Annotated in this window: 15 protein-coding genes; 4 read left to right on the top strand and 11 right to left on the bottom strand. The window is 43.6% G+C overall.

All coding sequences use genetic code 11. From position 1 onward, the window contains the following. Nucleotides 1-40: 40 nt before the first annotated feature. The 5 genes from ABFX15_RS03520 to ABFX15_RS03500 form a co-directional block, all read right to left on the bottom strand. Complete coding sequence (locus ABFX15_RS03520) at nt 41-889, bottom strand: two-component system regulatory protein YycI (RefSeq protein WP_346024125.1); 849 nt, start codon at nt 887-889, stop codon at nt 41-43. After that, the gene (locus tag ABFX15_RS03515) at nt 879-2195 is read right to left on the bottom strand and encodes a YycH family regulatory protein (protein ID WP_346024124.1); all 1317 of its coding nucleotides are present in this window, start codon (nt 2193-2195) and stop codon (nt 879-881) included. Before ABFX15_RS03515 ends, ABFX15_RS03520 begins: the two co-directional genes overlap by 11 nt. Continuing rightward, entirely contained in the window at nt 2192-4057 is a 1866-nt protein-coding gene (gene walK, locus ABFX15_RS03510) for a cell wall metabolism sensor histidine kinase WalK (protein ID WP_346024123.1), read from the bottom strand. Before walK ends, ABFX15_RS03515 begins: the two co-directional genes overlap by 4 nt. 6 nt (nt 4058-4063) lie before the next feature. Next, nucleotides 4064-4789 (bottom strand): response regulator YycF, encoded by a 726-nt coding sequence (gene yycF / locus ABFX15_RS03505; protein ID WP_346024122.1) that lies wholly within the window; start codon nt 4787-4789, stop codon nt 4064-4066. 118 nt (nt 4790-4907) lie between these two features. Next, complete coding sequence (locus ABFX15_RS03500; RefSeq protein ID WP_346024121.1) at nt 4908-5420, bottom strand: PTS sugar transporter subunit IIA; 513 nt, start codon at nt 5418-5420, stop codon at nt 4908-4910. 177 nt (nt 5421-5597) lie between these two features. On the opposite strand from ABFX15_RS03500, the gene ABFX15_RS03495 reads away from it, so the two are divergent. Both ABFX15_RS03495 and ABFX15_RS03490 read left to right on the top strand, forming a co-directional pair. Beyond that, the gene (locus tag ABFX15_RS03495) at nt 5598-6098 is read left to right on the top strand and encodes a hypothetical protein (RefSeq protein ID WP_346024120.1); all 501 of its coding nucleotides are present in this window, start codon (nt 5598-5600) and stop codon (nt 6096-6098) included. A gap of 9 nt (nt 6099-6107) precedes the next feature. Continuing rightward, the gene (locus ABFX15_RS03490; RefSeq protein WP_346024119.1) at nt 6108-6647 is read left to right on the top strand and encodes a YtxH domain-containing protein; all 540 of its coding nucleotides are present in this window, start codon (nt 6108-6110) and stop codon (nt 6645-6647) included. Nucleotides 6648-7040: 393 nt separating this feature from the next. Here ABFX15_RS03490 and ABFX15_RS03485 read toward each other — a convergent pair whose 3' ends face one another. The 3 genes from ABFX15_RS03485 to trkA form a co-directional block, all read right to left on the bottom strand. Continuing rightward, the gene (locus ABFX15_RS03485; protein ID WP_346024118.1) at nt 7041-8495 is read right to left on the bottom strand and encodes an alpha-amylase; all 1455 of its coding nucleotides are present in this window, start codon (nt 8493-8495) and stop codon (nt 7041-7043) included. 153 nt (nt 8496-8648) lie between these two features. Then, nucleotides 8649-10100 (bottom strand): TrkH family potassium uptake protein, encoded by a 1452-nt coding sequence (locus ABFX15_RS03480; RefSeq protein ID WP_346024117.1) that lies wholly within the window; start codon nt 10098-10100, stop codon nt 8649-8651. 12 nt (nt 10101-10112) lie between these two features. Continuing rightward, a complete protein-coding gene (gene trkA, locus ABFX15_RS03475) occupies nt 10113-11465 on the bottom strand; it encodes a Trk system potassium transporter TrkA (protein ID WP_346024116.1) in 1353 nt (450 codons plus the stop codon). 151 nt (nt 11466-11616) lie between these two features. Here trkA and ABFX15_RS03470 point away from each other — a divergent pair, with 151 nt between their 5' ends. Continuing rightward, nucleotides 11617-13005 carry a TrkH family potassium uptake protein gene (locus ABFX15_RS03470; protein ID WP_346024115.1) on the top strand — a complete coding sequence of 463 codons (1389 nt, stop codon included), beginning with the start codon at nt 11617-11619 and terminating at the stop codon, nt 13003-13005. A gap of 12 nt (nt 13006-13017) precedes the next feature. Beyond that, entirely contained in the window at nt 13018-13686 is a 669-nt protein-coding gene (locus ABFX15_RS03465) for a potassium channel family protein (RefSeq protein WP_346024114.1), read from the top strand. 63 nt (nt 13687-13749) lie between these two features. Here the strand turns inward: ABFX15_RS03465 and ABFX15_RS03460 are convergent, their stop codons facing one another. From ABFX15_RS03460 to dnaB, 3 genes are all read right to left on the bottom strand, one after another. After that, nucleotides 13750-15045 (bottom strand): adenylosuccinate synthase, encoded by a 1296-nt coding sequence (locus ABFX15_RS03460; protein WP_346024113.1) that lies wholly within the window; start codon nt 15043-15045, stop codon nt 13750-13752. A 198-nt stretch (nt 15046-15243) separates the two neighbouring features. Next, nucleotides 15244-15534 (bottom strand): hypothetical protein, encoded by a 291-nt coding sequence (locus ABFX15_RS03455; protein WP_346024112.1) that lies wholly within the window; start codon nt 15532-15534, stop codon nt 15244-15246. Nucleotides 15535-15924: 390 nt separating this feature from the next. After that, nucleotides 15925-17289 (bottom strand): replicative DNA helicase, encoded by a 1365-nt coding sequence (gene dnaB / locus ABFX15_RS03450; RefSeq protein WP_091479533.1) that lies wholly within the window; start codon nt 17287-17289, stop codon nt 15925-15927. Nucleotides 17290-17499 lie beyond the last annotated feature (210 nt).

The following is a 17499-nucleotide window of genomic DNA, read 5'->3' as shown; positions in this document are numbered from 1 at the left end:
AGGCAAGGTCATGCGGGTAGTCGTCACATTAACGTCCAAATTAGTCTTCAGAGTCGTCCAACTCTTCTGGATCGACCGGGATAACCGGTTCTGTTATGATTGTCCGCTCAATGGCATCCACTCTCAGCACACGCTCACCACCTGCATCTACAACTGGAATATACCATATCGGCCCATACATGCTCAAATCTTCAAGATGAAGCGTCCGCTGATAGGATAGAATCGGCTGTCTGACGGTTGTGTTGGAGCTGATAGCATTGTTCTGGAACAGGACTTCCACGGCCTGACGGTCAGTGATGATTTCCATCGGGCTGCCTTGCGTCGTCATGGGCCCGGCATAGCTCTGCTGGTAGGAAATGATGTTGCCGTCACCCCCGTAAAAGAGAGAAATTTCCGACGTACCGTCAGCTACCGGGATGCCTTCGACTATCTGAGCATACACGAATCGGTTCTCAGAGTTATCGAAACGCAGGAAGGCGTACTCGCTCCCGAAAAGGACCGCTCCACTGGTGATGAATTCATCCAGAACGTCATAATCGGCTGCTGTAAATCCATCATCTGGATTCCCTTCTATTTCGATCGGATCGGACAGGATACTCGTATAAAGTGACCCGTCCTGAGCAATCGATCCGGCCTGGTTTTCGAGCTGATCGATGTTTTCCTCGAGCAGGTTGTTCCGGTCGGCCTGGACATAGTAGACTTCTCTATACTCTTCTGTCAAGTTCGGCAAGTCGATCCCGATCTGTTCCATTTCTCTCATCAAGTTGACCTGGTCAGGTGCCGTCGATGCGGACTGCAGATCGCTCCGGTTCAGAAAACTGATCAGCAGGTAGATATTCAGAAGCATAAAGGTCATGAGAAAGATGTTTTCGATTTTCTTAAAGTCCATTATGCATCTCCTCCTGCAGCTGAATGTAACGATTCAGCTCATACCAGACATTGTCTGACTGCACGTACCAGTTCGGTTCAAAATGAACGACACGGCTGTCTTCTTCACTCTGGACCCAGGTCAGCCCTTTCCTGATATTCTGTACAGGAGCCAGACCGGGGCCAGTATTCTCTAATTGTTCAACGACACTGACTCCGCTTGGAAGAGTTTTAGCAGTTTCTCCACCTAGGGTCAGAGGGGTCTGAACGACCCTCAGCGGCACTCTCAAATTACTCAAGCCACTTTCCACTACAGTAATGAGGACTGATGATTCCAGCTGCTGCGTACTGAAGACTGGATAGCCTTGAATATAGCGCTGAAAAGTTACTTCACTGGTTCCATGTGTGTACTGCTGGTAATGGATCGTTTCTGTCCAGTTCTCGACTTGTCTCAGTTCCTGGAAACTGCTGAGCAGACGCTCACTGAATGTCATCTGCCCCATGTCAGTCCGCTGTCTCAAATAAGTCAATGTATTCACTGCATCATTGATTCGTACTTCCGTCGTCAGATCGATATAGCGCGTCGTCTGTCCAGTCCGTCTGGCATCGACCTCTGACGTATCCGCAAAGAACTGATTGATATACAGGTTGTTCGGCAGGCGTTCAACCAGATAGTCCTTGTACTCTATTTCTACTTCATCAGCTGAGAGATAGATGAATGAGTCGCCAAGAGCAACAGTTTCCACTTCAATAAACTGATTGTTTGCGGCGAACAGCAGCTCATTGATGATTTCCGAAGTGAAATTCGATTCAGACACTGTGTAGTTGATTTCATTACTGACATCGTAAAATCCGATATTTTCAATATTATCTAGGTTCAAATAGAATCGGTTGAAGATACGGTTCTCATAATCGGTCGGCAGATCATCGAAAGCTTCTTCGAACAGACCGAACGGAATGGGCGCATCAAAGACGAACTCCACCCACTCCCCCGTAGCTAGCTTGTCCTGATAGGCTTCCCGACTAAGGCGCTGAGGGTTGTTTACCTCACCAAAATTCATGGTATTAAAATACTCTTCGATCCAGTCCCTAGTATGGAACGCATTGGCTTTCTGTTTGCTTTCATTGATCGAGCGGTGCCAGACGATCTGATTGGGTGCAAAGACCTCTGTCAGTGTCCGGTCGACGAGGGAGGCTGGAACGAATCCACTTCCTCCTGAAGCAGGTTCTCTGAGTTCCCCGCCGGCTGTCCATAGCTGAAAGCTCAGAAACAGGCTGAGGCCTATAAGCACGGTCAGCAGCACATGTTTAATTCTGGACCAGGTCATACCCACTCATCCTCCTCTTCAAATGGCACATAAGGAAGCGACAGATAAAAGGTCGTTCCTTTTCCTTCTTTACTTTCAGCCCAGATCCGGCCACCATGCTGTTCAACGACCTCCTTGGAAATCGCCAAGCCCAAGCCGCTACCGCCCATTGCGCGGGATCTTGCACGGTCGACACGGTAGAATCGGGTAAAGATCTTGTTCAAGTCGGCTTTCGGAATCCCCATTCCTTCGTCTGAAATGCTGATGATCACTGCATCGTCAGTCTTCTGCATGCGGCCAGTAATGGTTCCCCCATCCGGTGAATATTTGATTGCGTTGTTCATGATATTGTCGAGCACCTGAATCATGCGGTCAGGATCCACCTCAACGAAGATCGCTTCTCTAAGCAGCTCTTTATGAATACGATAATTTCTCGTCTCGTATTCCGCTGAATGGATCAGCATGTCAAAGCGGTTCAGGACATGATCGAGCATTTCAGTGATATCTACGATTTCAAGTTCAAGAGAACTCTTTCCTGAGTCGATGCGAGACAGGTGAAGCAGATCCTGGATCATTCGAATCATCCGGTCTGTTTCATTCTGCGTCACTTCCAGGAACCGCGGAGCAAGTTCAGGGTCTTCCCAAGCCCCATCTGCCAATGCTTCAATATAGCTGCGCATACTGGTCAGAGATGTTCTCAATTCGTGGGAGACATTGGATACGAACTGTTTTCTTTCTTCATCGATACGTTCCTGCTCAGTGACATCGTGCAGCACACAGACAATTCCGCTGATGAAGCCGGACTCTCTCTGGATAAGAGAGAAGGAAGCTCTCAGCAGTGTCGCTACGCCGCCTTCGCTTGCATTGACCAGGACATCATCCTGCTTTTCAAGAATCGTCCGGAGTGTAATTTCTTCTTCAACATTCAATACGGATAATAGATTTTCTCCAATGGCTTCTTCATCCGTTCGTTCCAGCATCGTCTGAGCCATATCATTGATAATGATGATTTTTCCTCGTCTGTCGGTCGCGACGACACCATCAGTCATATGAGTCAGGACACTGTTCAGACGGCGTCTTTCCGCATCGATAGACTCCTGAGCTTCAGCTACATCATCAGACAAGTCATTGATCAGCCCTGCAAGCTGTCCCAGTTCATCTTCGCCGTAGACCTTCAGCGTTCCTGAATAGTCCCCATCAGCGATCTGACGGGTCTGGATCTGCATCTCTTTGATCGGTTTAGTCAGTGCACGGGATACCATATTAGCCAGAACTAAAGATAGAATAATTGCGACTGCACTGGACTGCAGGAAAATCCACGTGATCTGAGAAATCTGTGCATAGACCGATTCGATGTTACTTTCCATTAAAATAGCGCCGAGAAACTGTCCGTCATCCGCATCCGAAAAGACGGGTTCAACCACTTTCCATCTCCGGTTGTTCGTTACCGGATCGATCACCTGTCTAGGGACCGTCGATTCAGTAAACAGCGCCTGTCTCAAATCCACATCATCTGACAGCTGCCCGATGATGTTCTGTTGGGTACTGTCACTTGTTCCGACGACGACCAGATCATCATTGACGACCTGAAGATCGGTGATGCCGCTGCCTGAAAAGTCGGCCAGCAGGCTGTTGATCTCCTGAACCGGATCGACTTCATTGTCCTCAGTGTTATTGGCTTCAAGCTCTAGCAAAGGCAAGATCGCACTTTCCAGAAAGCTCATCTGAACTTGTCTGTCTTCCTGGAAATTGGCGACCAGCTGTCTTTCAATCTGGGTAGTAAAATTCGCCCCGATTAGCTGCAGGGCGAATACAAGTAATAAGACTATAACAAAGACGATCTTTGTATTGATAGACTGATAAAATCTGATTTTTTTCTTCATAAATCACTACTTCTCCTGTTGTTCAGGACTTCTTAAATAATAGCCTACTCCTCGTCGAGTTACTAAGAACGTCGGGTGACTTGGGTTGTCTTCGATTTTTTCACGCAGACGTCTGACGGTCACATCGACGGTTCTGACATCTCCGAAGTAATCGTATCCCCATACTGTTTCCAGTAAATGTTCACGAGTCATGACCTGACCGATATGTCTGGCCAGATAATGAAGCAACTCAAATTCACGGTGAGTCAGTTCGATCGTATCTCCACGTTTGGATACGATATAGGCATCCGGGTGGACAGTCAAATCGCCAACTTCGATGTCATTGGTTTCTTCCTTGACCGGCTCATTGCTCTGAATAGACGACTGACGTCTGACATTCGCCTTTACGCGGGCAACCAGTTCACGGTTGGAAAATGGCTTGGTCACATAGTCATCTGCGCCCAGTTCCAGACCAAGGACTTTGTCGATCTCCTGATCTTTCGCTGTCACCATGATGATCGGCGTGTCTCTAGTCTTGCGTACTTCACGGCGTACTTCACGGCAGACTTCCAGGCCATCCATTTTTGGAAGCATCAGATCTAAAACGATCAGATCCGGATTCTCCTCTTCCACTTTTTCTACTGCCTCTTCACCATCATATGCGGTGACGACTTCGAATCCTTCTTTTTCTAAATTAAATTTCACTATATCTGAAATCGGCTTTTCATCGTCGACGACTAATATTTTTTTCAAAGGCGTTCCTCCTCAGAAACATTTTACTTGCTCAATCAAAATCATAGAATCTGTTCCTCTAGATTATACCGCACCTGAAGGTCAGGTTCAATTTAAGGTGAATCATTGATTCATCTGCTTAAACCAGATGAACGGTCAGTGCGACCGAGTCGTTGGCTTTGACCGCTTTATCTGGTCTGATTTCCAGAGATGCGACAGACGGATGATCAAGAATAATCACCGGAATAACCGGCTGGAACCCTCTATCTTCAATTAACTGCTTGTCGAACTCGGCCAGCTTCTGTCCTTTTTCAACAGTCATATTCCGTTGAACAAACGTTTTAAACCCCTCACCGTTCAGTAGTAAGGTATCGATACCGATATGGATCAGTACCTTGATTCCTTCTTCGGTTTCTATATAATAGGCGTGTTTGGCATCGGCTACCTCGATCAGCTTGCCACTTACCGGTGCATAAACTGAATCTGATGTCGGGATGATTGCAAAGCCATCGCCGATCATCTTCGCTGAAAACAGCTCATCAGGCACTTCTTCAATAGTGATAACCTCTCCATCGGTTACCGAAAAGACGTCCATCGTATGAGCCGATTCACTGATTTCATGTTCTCCATATTCAGCTGGTTGATTCCCCATAGTTTTCTCCTTTTTCATTCAATAACAAACTGCATTGTAGATGCTACTATTCTAACAATTAAAGCCATTTCAAGCAATGTCTTTTGAAAATAGCGTTTTGGTTGGTCTTCATTCGTCTTCGTGGTATTCTATTTATATAAAACCGCCGACAGGCAGCATATGTAAAGGAGGGGCAAAATGGATTTAGGATATATCCTTTCTCTCGTCATTTTAGGTGTGTCACTCGTTGTTCTTATCGTCATGGGCTTTTTAACTATGAAGAAAATGAAACCGACTTTGAAAAACATCGAAGACACCAGAGAAGTGGTCAACGGACACATCGATCATTTCACACGTGAAGCAGAAGTCATGCAGGAAAAAGTCGACCATATCATGGCTCGGGTCGATAACACCAAAAATGTTGCAGAGATCAAGATTCAAAATTTTGACGAATTTTCAGACAGTGCAGCCAGTCTTTCCGAATCTCTCATGTACCTGAAAGAGCACGGAGCTGAGTATTCAAAAGGCATCGCTGAAAACAGCTACAAGGAATTGAAAACAGACGGACCCCGTTTAGCCAGAACATTCAAACTGGCTTTCAAGAAAACGGTCGATAAACAGAAACAGCGGCATAAAACTGGACAAGCTGATCAGCTGCCCGCTGTAGTCAATCATCAGTTAACTGAAATCGAAAGGTAGGAGACATCTATGCCAAAAGTAAGTTTAACCAAAGCCGTATTATTGAGTGCCGCATCAGCCTTTACTGCTCTGCTGCTTGCACCGAAACCAGGAAAAGCATTCCGCCAGGATCTTAAAGAGGAAGCTCTTAAATTAAAGGACACCGGTGAAGAAAAAGCCCACGAGCTAGTGGATGACTTCAAAGCGTCTTACATGGAAGCGGAAAGAGAACTGGAGTCTGAACAAGCTAAACTGGATGCCAAGCAGGCTAAGCTCAGCCAGACGATTGAAGAGATCGAAAGAGATCTGGCTCGAAGTGAAGCTGAGAATCAGGATGACACCGTCGTTGTGAATCCGGCAGCTGCCAGTCATGCGATGTATGCAGATGACAAAACCGGTGACGTGAAGAATACACCGCTTGAACCTGAACAGGATCAGGCTATTCCTAAAGATAAAGTAGATGAAGCTCTACACGACAACTACTTGTCAGACAATGAAGACTTCCAGCTCGATAAAGACAATCTAGCTGACGAAGAAGATGCTTCTCACAAAACAAATCCGAATAACTAATAGAATAGAGTTTGAAATCAGGCACCGGACTGCGGATTACTGCAGTCCGGTGCCTTTTTGAATGTTTCGGGCTGGATTCCTGTATTGTCGGGTATGGTTGGATTTGGGGGACGAAAGGTCCATAAAAAGATATATGGACCTTTCGCACCACACACAAGGACTCCAATGCCTCATAAATCGGTATTATGAAGCACCTGACGAGTATGAGGCGTACCCAACACCTCACAACATGCAGATATGAGTCATTCGACTCATTCTATTCAGAAAACCCAACCAAATTAGGACTGAAAAATTCTCCATGAGATTTTTCTTCAGCCTTTTATGTCCTTGTCCTCTTTTACGCATAAAAAAGCGGGAGAAATCATCTGCTGACTTCTCCCGCTTTCTCTCTTATTATTCTGTTTTTTTGACCCATACGGAAATGGATTCTGCATTGACAGGGAAAGTGGCTTTCCCTTCTTCATCGATTTCGATTTCTTCATCTCTGTTGTTCATCAGGTCGACATAGACCTCATTAGCATGCAGTTCGCCAACAGACATTTCCTTGAATCCTTCGTCTCCATTTGACATGATGACCGCACACCCTTCAGGATGCTCGTCGTTTCCTGTTCGGGTAAAACCGATACAGTTGCCGTGATCCAGGTAATTGTACTGTTCGCCGTACGCGTAATCTTTTCTCGCTTTCAGAAGCAACTCAATTTCTCTGCGACATCCATCGTAGTCGACGTCTCCCTTGTACCCATAATAGTCACTATAGAATACACACGGGTAGCCGTAGTAGCTTAATAGAATAAAGCCGTATGCCAGAGGTTTGAACCACGGCTCGACGTACGATTCCAGAGACTGCCCCGGCTGAGAATCGTGATTCTCAACAAAAGTGACCGCCTGTTCAGCATTCGCCTTGTAAAGCGTCCCGTCCAGAAGACGTCTCAAGTCGAATGCATTGCGCTGCTTGGATGCTTCATGGAGCGCATAGTGGAATCGTACATCCATCATGGAGATAGAATAGTCATGTTCTTCCAGATACTCCTCAAGATATTTATAGCGCTGATGCCAGTATTCCGCTACGAAGAAGAACTCCTCGCCATGAACCTCTCTGACATCTTCGATCAGTTCTCTCATGAACTGGCTATCTATATGTTTTACTGCATCCAGCCTGATGCCATCGATATTTGTTTCTTCGATGAACCAGTGGATCCATTTTTTCGTTTCTTCAACGACTTCAGGGTGACTGTAGTCGATATCTGCAAACATCAGGTAGTCAAAATTACCGAACTCAGTGGAGACGTTGTCATCCGGTGCCCAGCCTTTGTCTTCTCCTTTGATTCTGTAAATGCCTTGCTCTTCTGTAATCGTGTCTTCTGATACCCCTGAAAAATGGTACCAGTGCCATTCAAAGTCAGAGTACTTGCCTTCCCTGCCTGGAAAGTTGAAATAGGTCCAGGATTCGATTTCGCGTGTATCGCCTATGGCATCGTGACGATTCTCCGGATCGACAGGTGTGGCTTCGAACCGTTCAGTTCCATCTGCCCCTGCCTTATGGTTGAGGACGACATCGGCATAGACATGAATCCCCTGTTCGTGCAGTGCCTCAATTGCTTCCAGCAGTTCGTCCTTAGTCCCATACTTGGTGCGTACCGTTCCCTTCTGATCAAATTCTCCCAAGTCATAGAGATCATAGATACCATACCCTACATCATCCTGACCGACTGATTTAAAACAGGGGGGAATCCATACTGCCGTGACACCAATCTCGCTCAAGTGCTCAGCATCCTCTTTCAATCGTTTCCAGTGCTTACCATCATTTGGCAAGTCCCATTCAAAGTACTGCATCATTGTTCCATTCATTGATATGTCTCCCCTTTTAGCTGTCTTCTAAATTAAAGACACACTGTATCTTTTAATTTTACCTTTCACTCTACTTAAATACAAAAGTTATCACTTTCTGCATAAAAAATCCGCCCTCCATTTAAATCAATGAAGAGGCGGATTTAGTTTGTATTATGCTCGTTTTCTCCATATTCCTGGAGAAAATAGAATGAGTATAGGTAAAATTTCCAATCTTCCCATAATCATAGATATGGAAAGAACGATTTTGTTCAGCGGACTAAAGAAAGAGTAAGATGAGTCTGGGCCAACAACTCCGAATCCAGGGCCAATATTGTTGAAGTTTGCCGCCACCGCACTGAATGACGAGGTAAAGTCATCAACTTCCAGACTGATCAGGAGGAGCACACAAGCGAATACCATAATATAGACTATCAGATAGTTCGCAATCGCTTTGAGCATTTTTCCTTCAATTGCCTTGTGTTCAAAATGGACACTGACTAGTCGGTTAGGGTAGGCATTTCTCTGTAGCTCAGAGAAAGCAGTTTTGATGAGAATAGCAACACGTGAGACTTTTATCCCCCCACCGGTAGATCCAGCCATGCCTCCAATAAACATGGTGAACAGAAGAATCATTCTTGAGAACAGCGGCCACGTGTTGAAATTATCAGTAGAAAACCCTGTTGTCGTCATGATGGAAGTCACACTGAAGAAACTGTGACGCAAAGCCTCTCTGTGGCCATAGGTGGTCATGCTCAACTGAACTGTGATGAGAATAATTGCTCCACCGACAAACCCCAGATACCATTTCAACTCCTCACTTTTGAATACTTCTTTAAAATGACGGGTCAGCGCCAAAAAGTATAGATTAAAGTTTGCTCCAAATACAAGCATGCCTATACCAAGAATCACCTCAATCACTACATTATCATAAGGAGCTATACTGCCGTTGCGCATACTGAATCCACCTGTTCCTGCTACACCAAAAGCATGGATGATCGCATCAAACAATGGCATTCCGGCTAAAAACAATGCTGCAATCACTATGATTGTGAATAGAATGTAAATATAATAAAGAATTTGAGCAGACTTCGATAACTTTGAAACGATTTTTCCAAATGTAGGTCCAGGAACCTCAGCTTTCATGATATGCACAGTTTCTGATTCCATATGAGGCAGAACTGCCAGTGCAAAAACCAGCACCCCCATCCCACCAATAAGATGAGTAAAGCTTCGCCAAAACAAGCTCGATCGGGATAGAGCCTCAACATCATCAAGGATACTGGCCCCAGTAGTTGTAAATCCACTGGTCGTTTCGAAAATAGCATCAGTTAGCGAGGGGATGTCTCCATTAAGAACAAAAGGAAGAGCTCCGAAAAACGAAAGAACTATCCAGGATAAGGAGACGATGACAAATCCTTCTTTTGCGTATAAATTTTTTACTACGGGCTGTTTTTTTGTAAAAAGATAGCCGATAATTCCTGTTACCAGAGCTACAACCAGAAAGCTCAAAGAATAACGGATTGATTCTCTATATATAAGACTTACAACTATAGGAAAAAACAGCAGCAATGCTTTAATCTGCATAAGTCTTCCTATAATGTATGCGACCATTGGTTTATTCACTTGTGTTCCTTCCTATGCTAAAATATCTTCTATATTTTCAAGACGCTTCTTAGTCGTTACGACAATTACCTGATCATCCGGTTTGAGAAAGTCCTTACCACTTGGGAAAATTGTTTTCTTTCCTCTGATGATATAGGCGATCAGTAAGTTATCTTTCATTTTCAAATCCTGAAGTGTGGGATTAAGAACTTTAGATTGTTCAGGTACTCGAAATTGTATAGCTTCTACCTGATTATCAGCAATCCTGAAGAGTGCCTCTACATTTGATCCATCATTTGATTGAAGAGATCGGACAAATCTAAGGATTTCATTAGCTATCAGACGTTTCGGAGTGATAATGGACTGAAGGCCAACATTTACTAACAATTTAAGGAGATCTGTTCTACTTACTTTAGTGATTACTTTTTTTGCTCCCTGATTTAATGCAAATAGAGAAATAAGGAGATTCTCCTCGTCTACCCCGGTAAGACTGATGACTGTATCGTATAGCTCGATTCGTTCTTCCTTCAAAAATTCCTGATCGGTTCCGTCTCCTTCGATTACCACTACACGAGGATACTGTTCACTCAACTCTTTCGCGACGTCATGATTGGCTTCGATCACTTTCAGTTCAATGTTCATTCCTGAAAGCATATCCAGTAGATAATGAGCCACTCGTCCCCCACCTACAATCAAAGCAGAACGAATCTTGTGCTGTCTATGTCCGCATTTTCTATATAATTTCGTCAGATCTCTTTTGTTACCTGTAACGAAGATCCGGTCTCCCGTTTCCAGTTGGGTGTCTCCACTAGGTATGAATACATAATCATCTCTGGATACCGCACAGACCAGCACATTTCCGAAGTTCTTCTTGAAATCTCCTAAGAAACTGTTGGAAAGCTGATTATTTCTCTTCACTTCTATTTCAACGATATTGACTTTCCCGCCGGCAAACTGCTCGACACTGAGTGCTTCTGAATAGCGAACGACTCGAGTAATATCCTTAGCAGCTTCCAGTTCGGGATTGATCATCATTGTAATACCCAATCCTTCACGCATGAAGTTCATATGTCCGGCGTATTCAGGATTTCTTACTCGGGCAATTGTATGTTTAGCACCTAGTTTTTTGGCTATGATTGATGAAATAATGTTAATCTCATCTTGTGGTGTAACAGCTATAAAAATATCACATGTAGCAACATTTGCGTCTACTTGTGAATCGTAACTTGCTGAATTTCCGACGAGACCTGTAATATCATTTTTACTTATAATTCTATCCAGCTTCCACTCGTTCTTTTCAATAAGTACAATATCATTACCTTCAAGCGAGAGTTCTCTGATGAGAACTTCTCCCACCTTCCCTCCACCTGCAATCACTATATTCATTATGCAGACTCCTTTTTTCTAAATATCTTCTTCGTCATAGCAGAAATAGGAATCTTTTCAATATTCATCTGTTGTGTTTACACTGGACATGGAGTAAAATTTATCTATTATGTTACATACATTATTGGCTCATTAAGGAAGGAAATGATCTATGCCTATTAGTTTTAAACGATTTTCAGACTGGCCTATTCCCATTAAGATCATCATCAGTTTTGCAGTTGTGATTTTACTGGGATCGGTTGTATTGGCTATGCCATTCAGTCAGCTGGAAAGTTCTCAGGCAACTTATTTTGATCACTTGTTCAGTGCAGTATCTATGGTAGCGGTGACCGGATTGTTCACTGAACCTCTAGCCTATACCTATAATATTTTCGGTCAGTTCGTGGCTCTTTTTCTTATTAAACTGGGAGGACTTGGGCTAATTACAATAGTATCTGCAATCATTCTTCAGTTTGGAAGACGTGTCAGTATCAAAGAAGAAGTAACCTTAAAACAGGCGCTTAATCGCAGCGACATGACAGGATTTAGATTATTTTTAATATCAGTTGTTAAATATACAACTGTTGTAGAACTGACCGGAGCCCTTCTGCTTTCCTTACATTTTATTCCTTTGCTTGGATGGCGAAGAGGCGGATTTACATCCTTATTTCTAGCTGTTTCGGCCTTTAACAACGCTGGTTTTGATAATCTGGGTACTGAAAGTCTTCAAGCATTTGTCGATGTTCCACTCGTCAATATAGTTATTCCTCTGCTGATCATCTTAGGGGGAATCGGTTTTTCAGTATGGTTTGATGTTTCCAGGTATTTCAAGCAATTCATTTCAGTCCGAAGCTGGATTGATTTCAAGGGCACTTACAGACGCTTGAAGATTCATACCAGGCTAGTTATTAAGTGGTCTTTCTGGCTGATTGTTTCAGCTATGGTCCTATTCATGTTATCCGAATGGAATCATGCTGGTACTTTAGGTAACCTGAGCTTTTTCGGAAAAATACAAGCAAGTTTCTTTCAAGCAGTGACCTTGCGTACTGCCGGATTTGCTACCCTTGACTATACTCAGTTACACATGTTCACGCTCATATTCTTTACGATCTATATGTTTATTGGTGGATCTCCAGGTGGAACTGCCGGGGGGGCGAAGACATCAACGGTCGCTCTTGTTGTTAAACTGATCAGCTCTGAGATACGCGGGATCGATAATGTGAACTACAAAAAGCGCACCCTTCAAATGGATATTGTTAAACGTGCACTGGTCATAGTTGTTATGTTTGTTCTTCTAAACTTTATTGCCCTGGCTCTCATGACAATCTTTGATGAGCATATTCCACTTCAATACTTGTTCTTCGAATCCGTTTCGGCATTTGGTACTGTCGGTCTTTCGGCAAATCTGACACCTGAACTTTCAAGGTATAGCCAGAGCATCATCATGTTATCAATGTTTGTAGGTCGTCTAGGACCAATCACTATCTTTACTGCCCTAGGCAAGAAAGACAGAAAACAGAAAAATATTACGTACGCAACCGGAAATATCTTAATTGGATAGGAGTTTTATAGAATGATAAAAACAGTAGGTGTCCTGGGACTAGGAGTTTTCGGATCTACTATTGCGAAAGAATTAGGTGAGCAGCACTGTGATGTTATCGCCGTAGATAAAGACCTCGTCGATGTCAACAGAGTAGAAGAATACGTAGTACAGGCTGTTCAAGGTAATATTACTGATCTTGAACTTCTCGAAAGCATAGGTCTAAGCAATTGTGATGCCGTAGTCATCGGTACCGGATCGAATCTTGAAGCAAGTGTTCTAGCTGTAATGAACTGTAAAAAATTAGGGATTAAAAAGATTATTGCTAAAGCAAAGAATCGCACGCATATGGAGATTCTTCTTGAAATCGGTGCAGACGAAATCATCCGACCTGAAAAGGAAATGGGCGATAAAGTGGCTCGTAATATCATGCGCAATAATATCCTGGATGTCATTAATCTGGATGAGGATAATTCAATCATTGAGTTTACTGCTCCAGAAAGATGGATCGGTCGAAGCTTGAAAGATCTGGATCTACGTAAGAAGTATAAAATCAATGTTATAGGCATGAAATCCTCTCCGGACGGTCCATTGTCAATCAATGTTCCACCCGAGCAGAAAATTGAACCTGACAGTTTCATCGTAGCCATCGGTAAGCCTGACACCTTTGAGCACCTGGACTACACAGATCAGCTAATATAAATAGACAGAAACAGCCTGTATGAAGGAAAGATGTTCATACAGGCTGTTTCTTTATTATTGTAATTAGTTAACTGGTGCCCAGACATTTTCAAGAATGTTAGTCTGATCGCGCTCCGGTCCGACAGAAAATGTAGAAATACGTACGCCCGTCAGTTCAGACACGCGGCGGATGTAGTCCCGTGCATTTTCAGGCAGTTCTTCTAACGTTCTGCATCCAGTGACATCTTCATGCCATCCCGGCAGTTCTTCATATATCGGCTGACATTCACCCAGCTCTTTCAGGCTTGCAGGATAGTGAAGGATTTTCTTTCCATTACGCTCGTATGCCGTACAGATCTTGACAGTTTTCAGTCCTGACAGAACATCGATCGAGTTTAATGAAAGATTGGTAATCCCCGATACGCGTTTTGAATGACGCATGACAACACTGTCAAACCATCCAATACGTCGCGGACGTCCAGTTGTCGTGCCGTATTCATTTCCGGCATCTCGGATCTGCTGACCGATCTCATCATGCAGTTCAGTCGGGAACGGGCCGTCTCCGACACGTGATGTATAGGCCTTACATACGCCAACGACTTTTTCAATTTTAGACGGGCCGACACCACTCCCGATTGTCACGCCTCCAGCTACAGGGTTGGAAGACGTAACGAATGGATACGTTCCCTGATCGATATCCAGCATAACTCCTTGTGCGCCTTCAAACAGCACTCGTCTGCCGCCATCCAGTGCATCATTAAGGACCACGGATGTATCACAGACATACTGCTTGAACTGCTGTCCGTATGCATAATAGGTTTCAAAAATATCTTCAAAATCAAGAGCTTCTGAACCATAGACATTGGTGAAGAATGAGTTTTTCTCAGCTAGGTTGATTTTCAGACGTTCTCTGAAGATATCCTTGTCCAGCAGATCCGCAATACGAATACCAACTCTGGACGCTTTATCCATGTAGGCAGGACCGATTCCTCTGATTGTTGTTCCGATTTTATCGTCACCTTTGGCATCTTCCTGAAGCTGATCCAGTTTGATGTGATAGGGGAGTATGACGTGTGCGCGGTCGGATACTCTCAAATTATCTGTCGAAATGCCTCTGTCATGCAAGTACTTCAATTCTTTAACCAGTGACTTGGGATTGATGACTACACCATTACCGATGACACTGATTTTATCCTGAGCAAAAATACCTGAAGGAATCAGATGAAGCTTGTATGTGACCCCATCGAACTTAATGGTATGTCCGGCATTGTCTCCTCCCTGATAACGTGCAATGACCTCTGCACTTTCACTCAGGAAATCAGTAATCTTTCCTTTTCCTTCGTCTCCCCATTGTGTCCCTACTACTACGACCGATGTCATTTATCCACCTCTTCTATAATTTTCCAACAAAAAAAGAGAATCCCCCGTTCGTCTATTAAAGTATACAAAGAGACTTTCAGCTCAATTGTATCCTTTTTCAACATAGACGGAGGCATTCTCCTAACATTAATTGATTTAGTTTTAACAACGTTCATTATTTTACCACACATCTGTTAAATGTGAACCCTAAATCGTCAATTAAAGTGTAATTTCGAAATCAAGATCGTCCTCATCAGCGGTAATCACAGCTGATGACTGATCTAAAGGCTTCTTGACTGGAATCTGAAGAGCGACAGAAATCACTGTACCCACTAGAATAGCGGAAATGAAAATACCTAATTTACTGGCCATCGGCATACCGCATACGCCTGATACCCCCGCTGTAGATACGCTGAAACCCATCATGATCGCTCCACCGATCATATTAGATCCAATGATTCTAAAGGGATATCTGAACGCATAGCGAAGGGTTGATTCTGTGATTCCCACCAAACCTCACAAAATAGAAGTCGGATAAGCCATGATCAGATAAAGCAGCCAGACAAAACTGGTATTAATAAAGTTCTCTTGCTTGAATTGAGAAATAATGGCACTTTGACTTTAGGTAGATACAGGACGAGATAGCCGACGATAAATTCTGTAATGATAGCTAGCTTGTCTGAGAGATCATGCAGTCAATGCGATAGTCATACTATAAAAGACATTGAACGGCAACATGTAGCACATGCCAGCAGTCATTATTAGTCATAACGATTACCCCACAAATCAAATGTATGATTTATTATAACAGTTGTTTTCAAATTTGCGTAAATATTTGTTTTAAAAAAACAGATTCCATTCGGTCTTCTGTTCTAAAGGACCGTTTGAAATCTGTTTGACCTATGATATCTGGTTTTCAGGGTAATAAGACATGGAAGAGAACTTGTTGTATTCTTTTATGAACAGCAGCTTGCAGGTTCCCCTGGCTCCCGATCTGTTCTTCTCAAGAATGACTTCAACAACATTATCTTCTGTCTCATCGTCTTCTTCGTCGTCTTCACTTCTATAGTAGTCATCTCTATACAAGAATGCCACGATATCGGCATCCTGCTCAATTGACCCGGATTCTCTCAAATCACTTAAGATTGGACGCTTATCCTGTCTCTGCTCCACTCCGCGTGACAGCTGAGACAAGGCAATGACCGGTACTGAGAGTTCTTTGGCCAGTTTTTTCAGCTGACGGGAGATCTCTGATACTTCCTGCTGCCTGCTCTCTTTTCCGCTGCCTTCAATCAGCTGCAGGTAGTCAATGACAATAAGGCCAAGATCCCCTTTTTCCTGTTTCAGTCGACGACATTTTGCCCGTATTTCAGCTGTCCTGATTCCAGGGGTATCATCAATATAGATGTTAGCTTTAGATAAGCTGCCCATGGCAACGAAGAGTTTCTCGAATTCTTCTTCAGTAAGCTGTCCGGTTCTAAGATTGGAGGCATTGATTGTTCCTTCAGCACAGAGCATTCGGTTTACCAGCTGCTCCGCTCCCATCTCCAGACTAAAGATTGCAACATTTTCATCCGTTTTCGTCCCAATATTCTGAGCTACATTTAAAGCGAAAGCTGTCTTTCCAACGCCGGGACGGGCTGCAAGAATGATCAACTCATCCTCATGGAGGCCTGCAGTCATCTGATCAAGCATCTTATATCCAGTGGATATCCCAGTAATATCATCATCATTCTGAAACAGTTCATCTATATTGTTAATTGTGTCTCTTAAGACTGATTCGATCGAGACGAATCCACTTCGGCTGCGTTTTTCCGATACTTCGAGAATGCTTCTTTCTGCTTCATCAAGAAGATTAGGAACATCATCAGCTTCCTGATACCCCTTCGATGCAATATCAGTTGCTGTCTGGATCAATTTACGCAATATGGAGCGTTCCTCGACGATTTTGGCATAATAGTCCACATTCGCAGCAGTCGGCACCATGCCCGCTATTTCAGCCAAATAGGGGGTCCCGCCAACATCCTCAAGCAAGCTCTTCGTTTCTAGACTATTTGCAATAGTCACAACGTCTATTGCTTCATTTTTTTCATTCAAGTCTACCATGACCTGGAAAATAAGCTGATGAGCGCGTCGATAAAAATCAGACGCTTCAACATATTCCATCGCAGGTATTAATGCTTCCGGATCTAAAAGTATAGACCCCAAAACAGACTGTTCAGCCTCTATATTTTGTGGAGGTAAACGATCGCCTATCATTTCCATTCTTCAGGTAGCTCCTTTTCTCAACTTAACTGTTTCTCTATTTTACCTCATATCCGTATAATTGTATATAAGGGAACGTATGTTTACAATTTAATGTTTCACGTGAAACATTACTGCCAGGTTCCAGATACGTCTTATCGGGAACTGTCAAATTTTTTATGAAAACTAAAAATTAAAGGTGGTGAAGGCCCACTGACTATACCAATCGGA

Source organism: Alkalibacterium indicireducens (assembly GCF_039522005.1).
In the GTDB taxonomy this organism is placed as follows: Bacteria; Bacillota; Bacilli; order Lactobacillales; family Carnobacteriaceae_A; genus Alkalibacterium; species Alkalibacterium indicireducens.
This window is presented reverse-complemented; position numbering and strand designations above follow the sequence as displayed.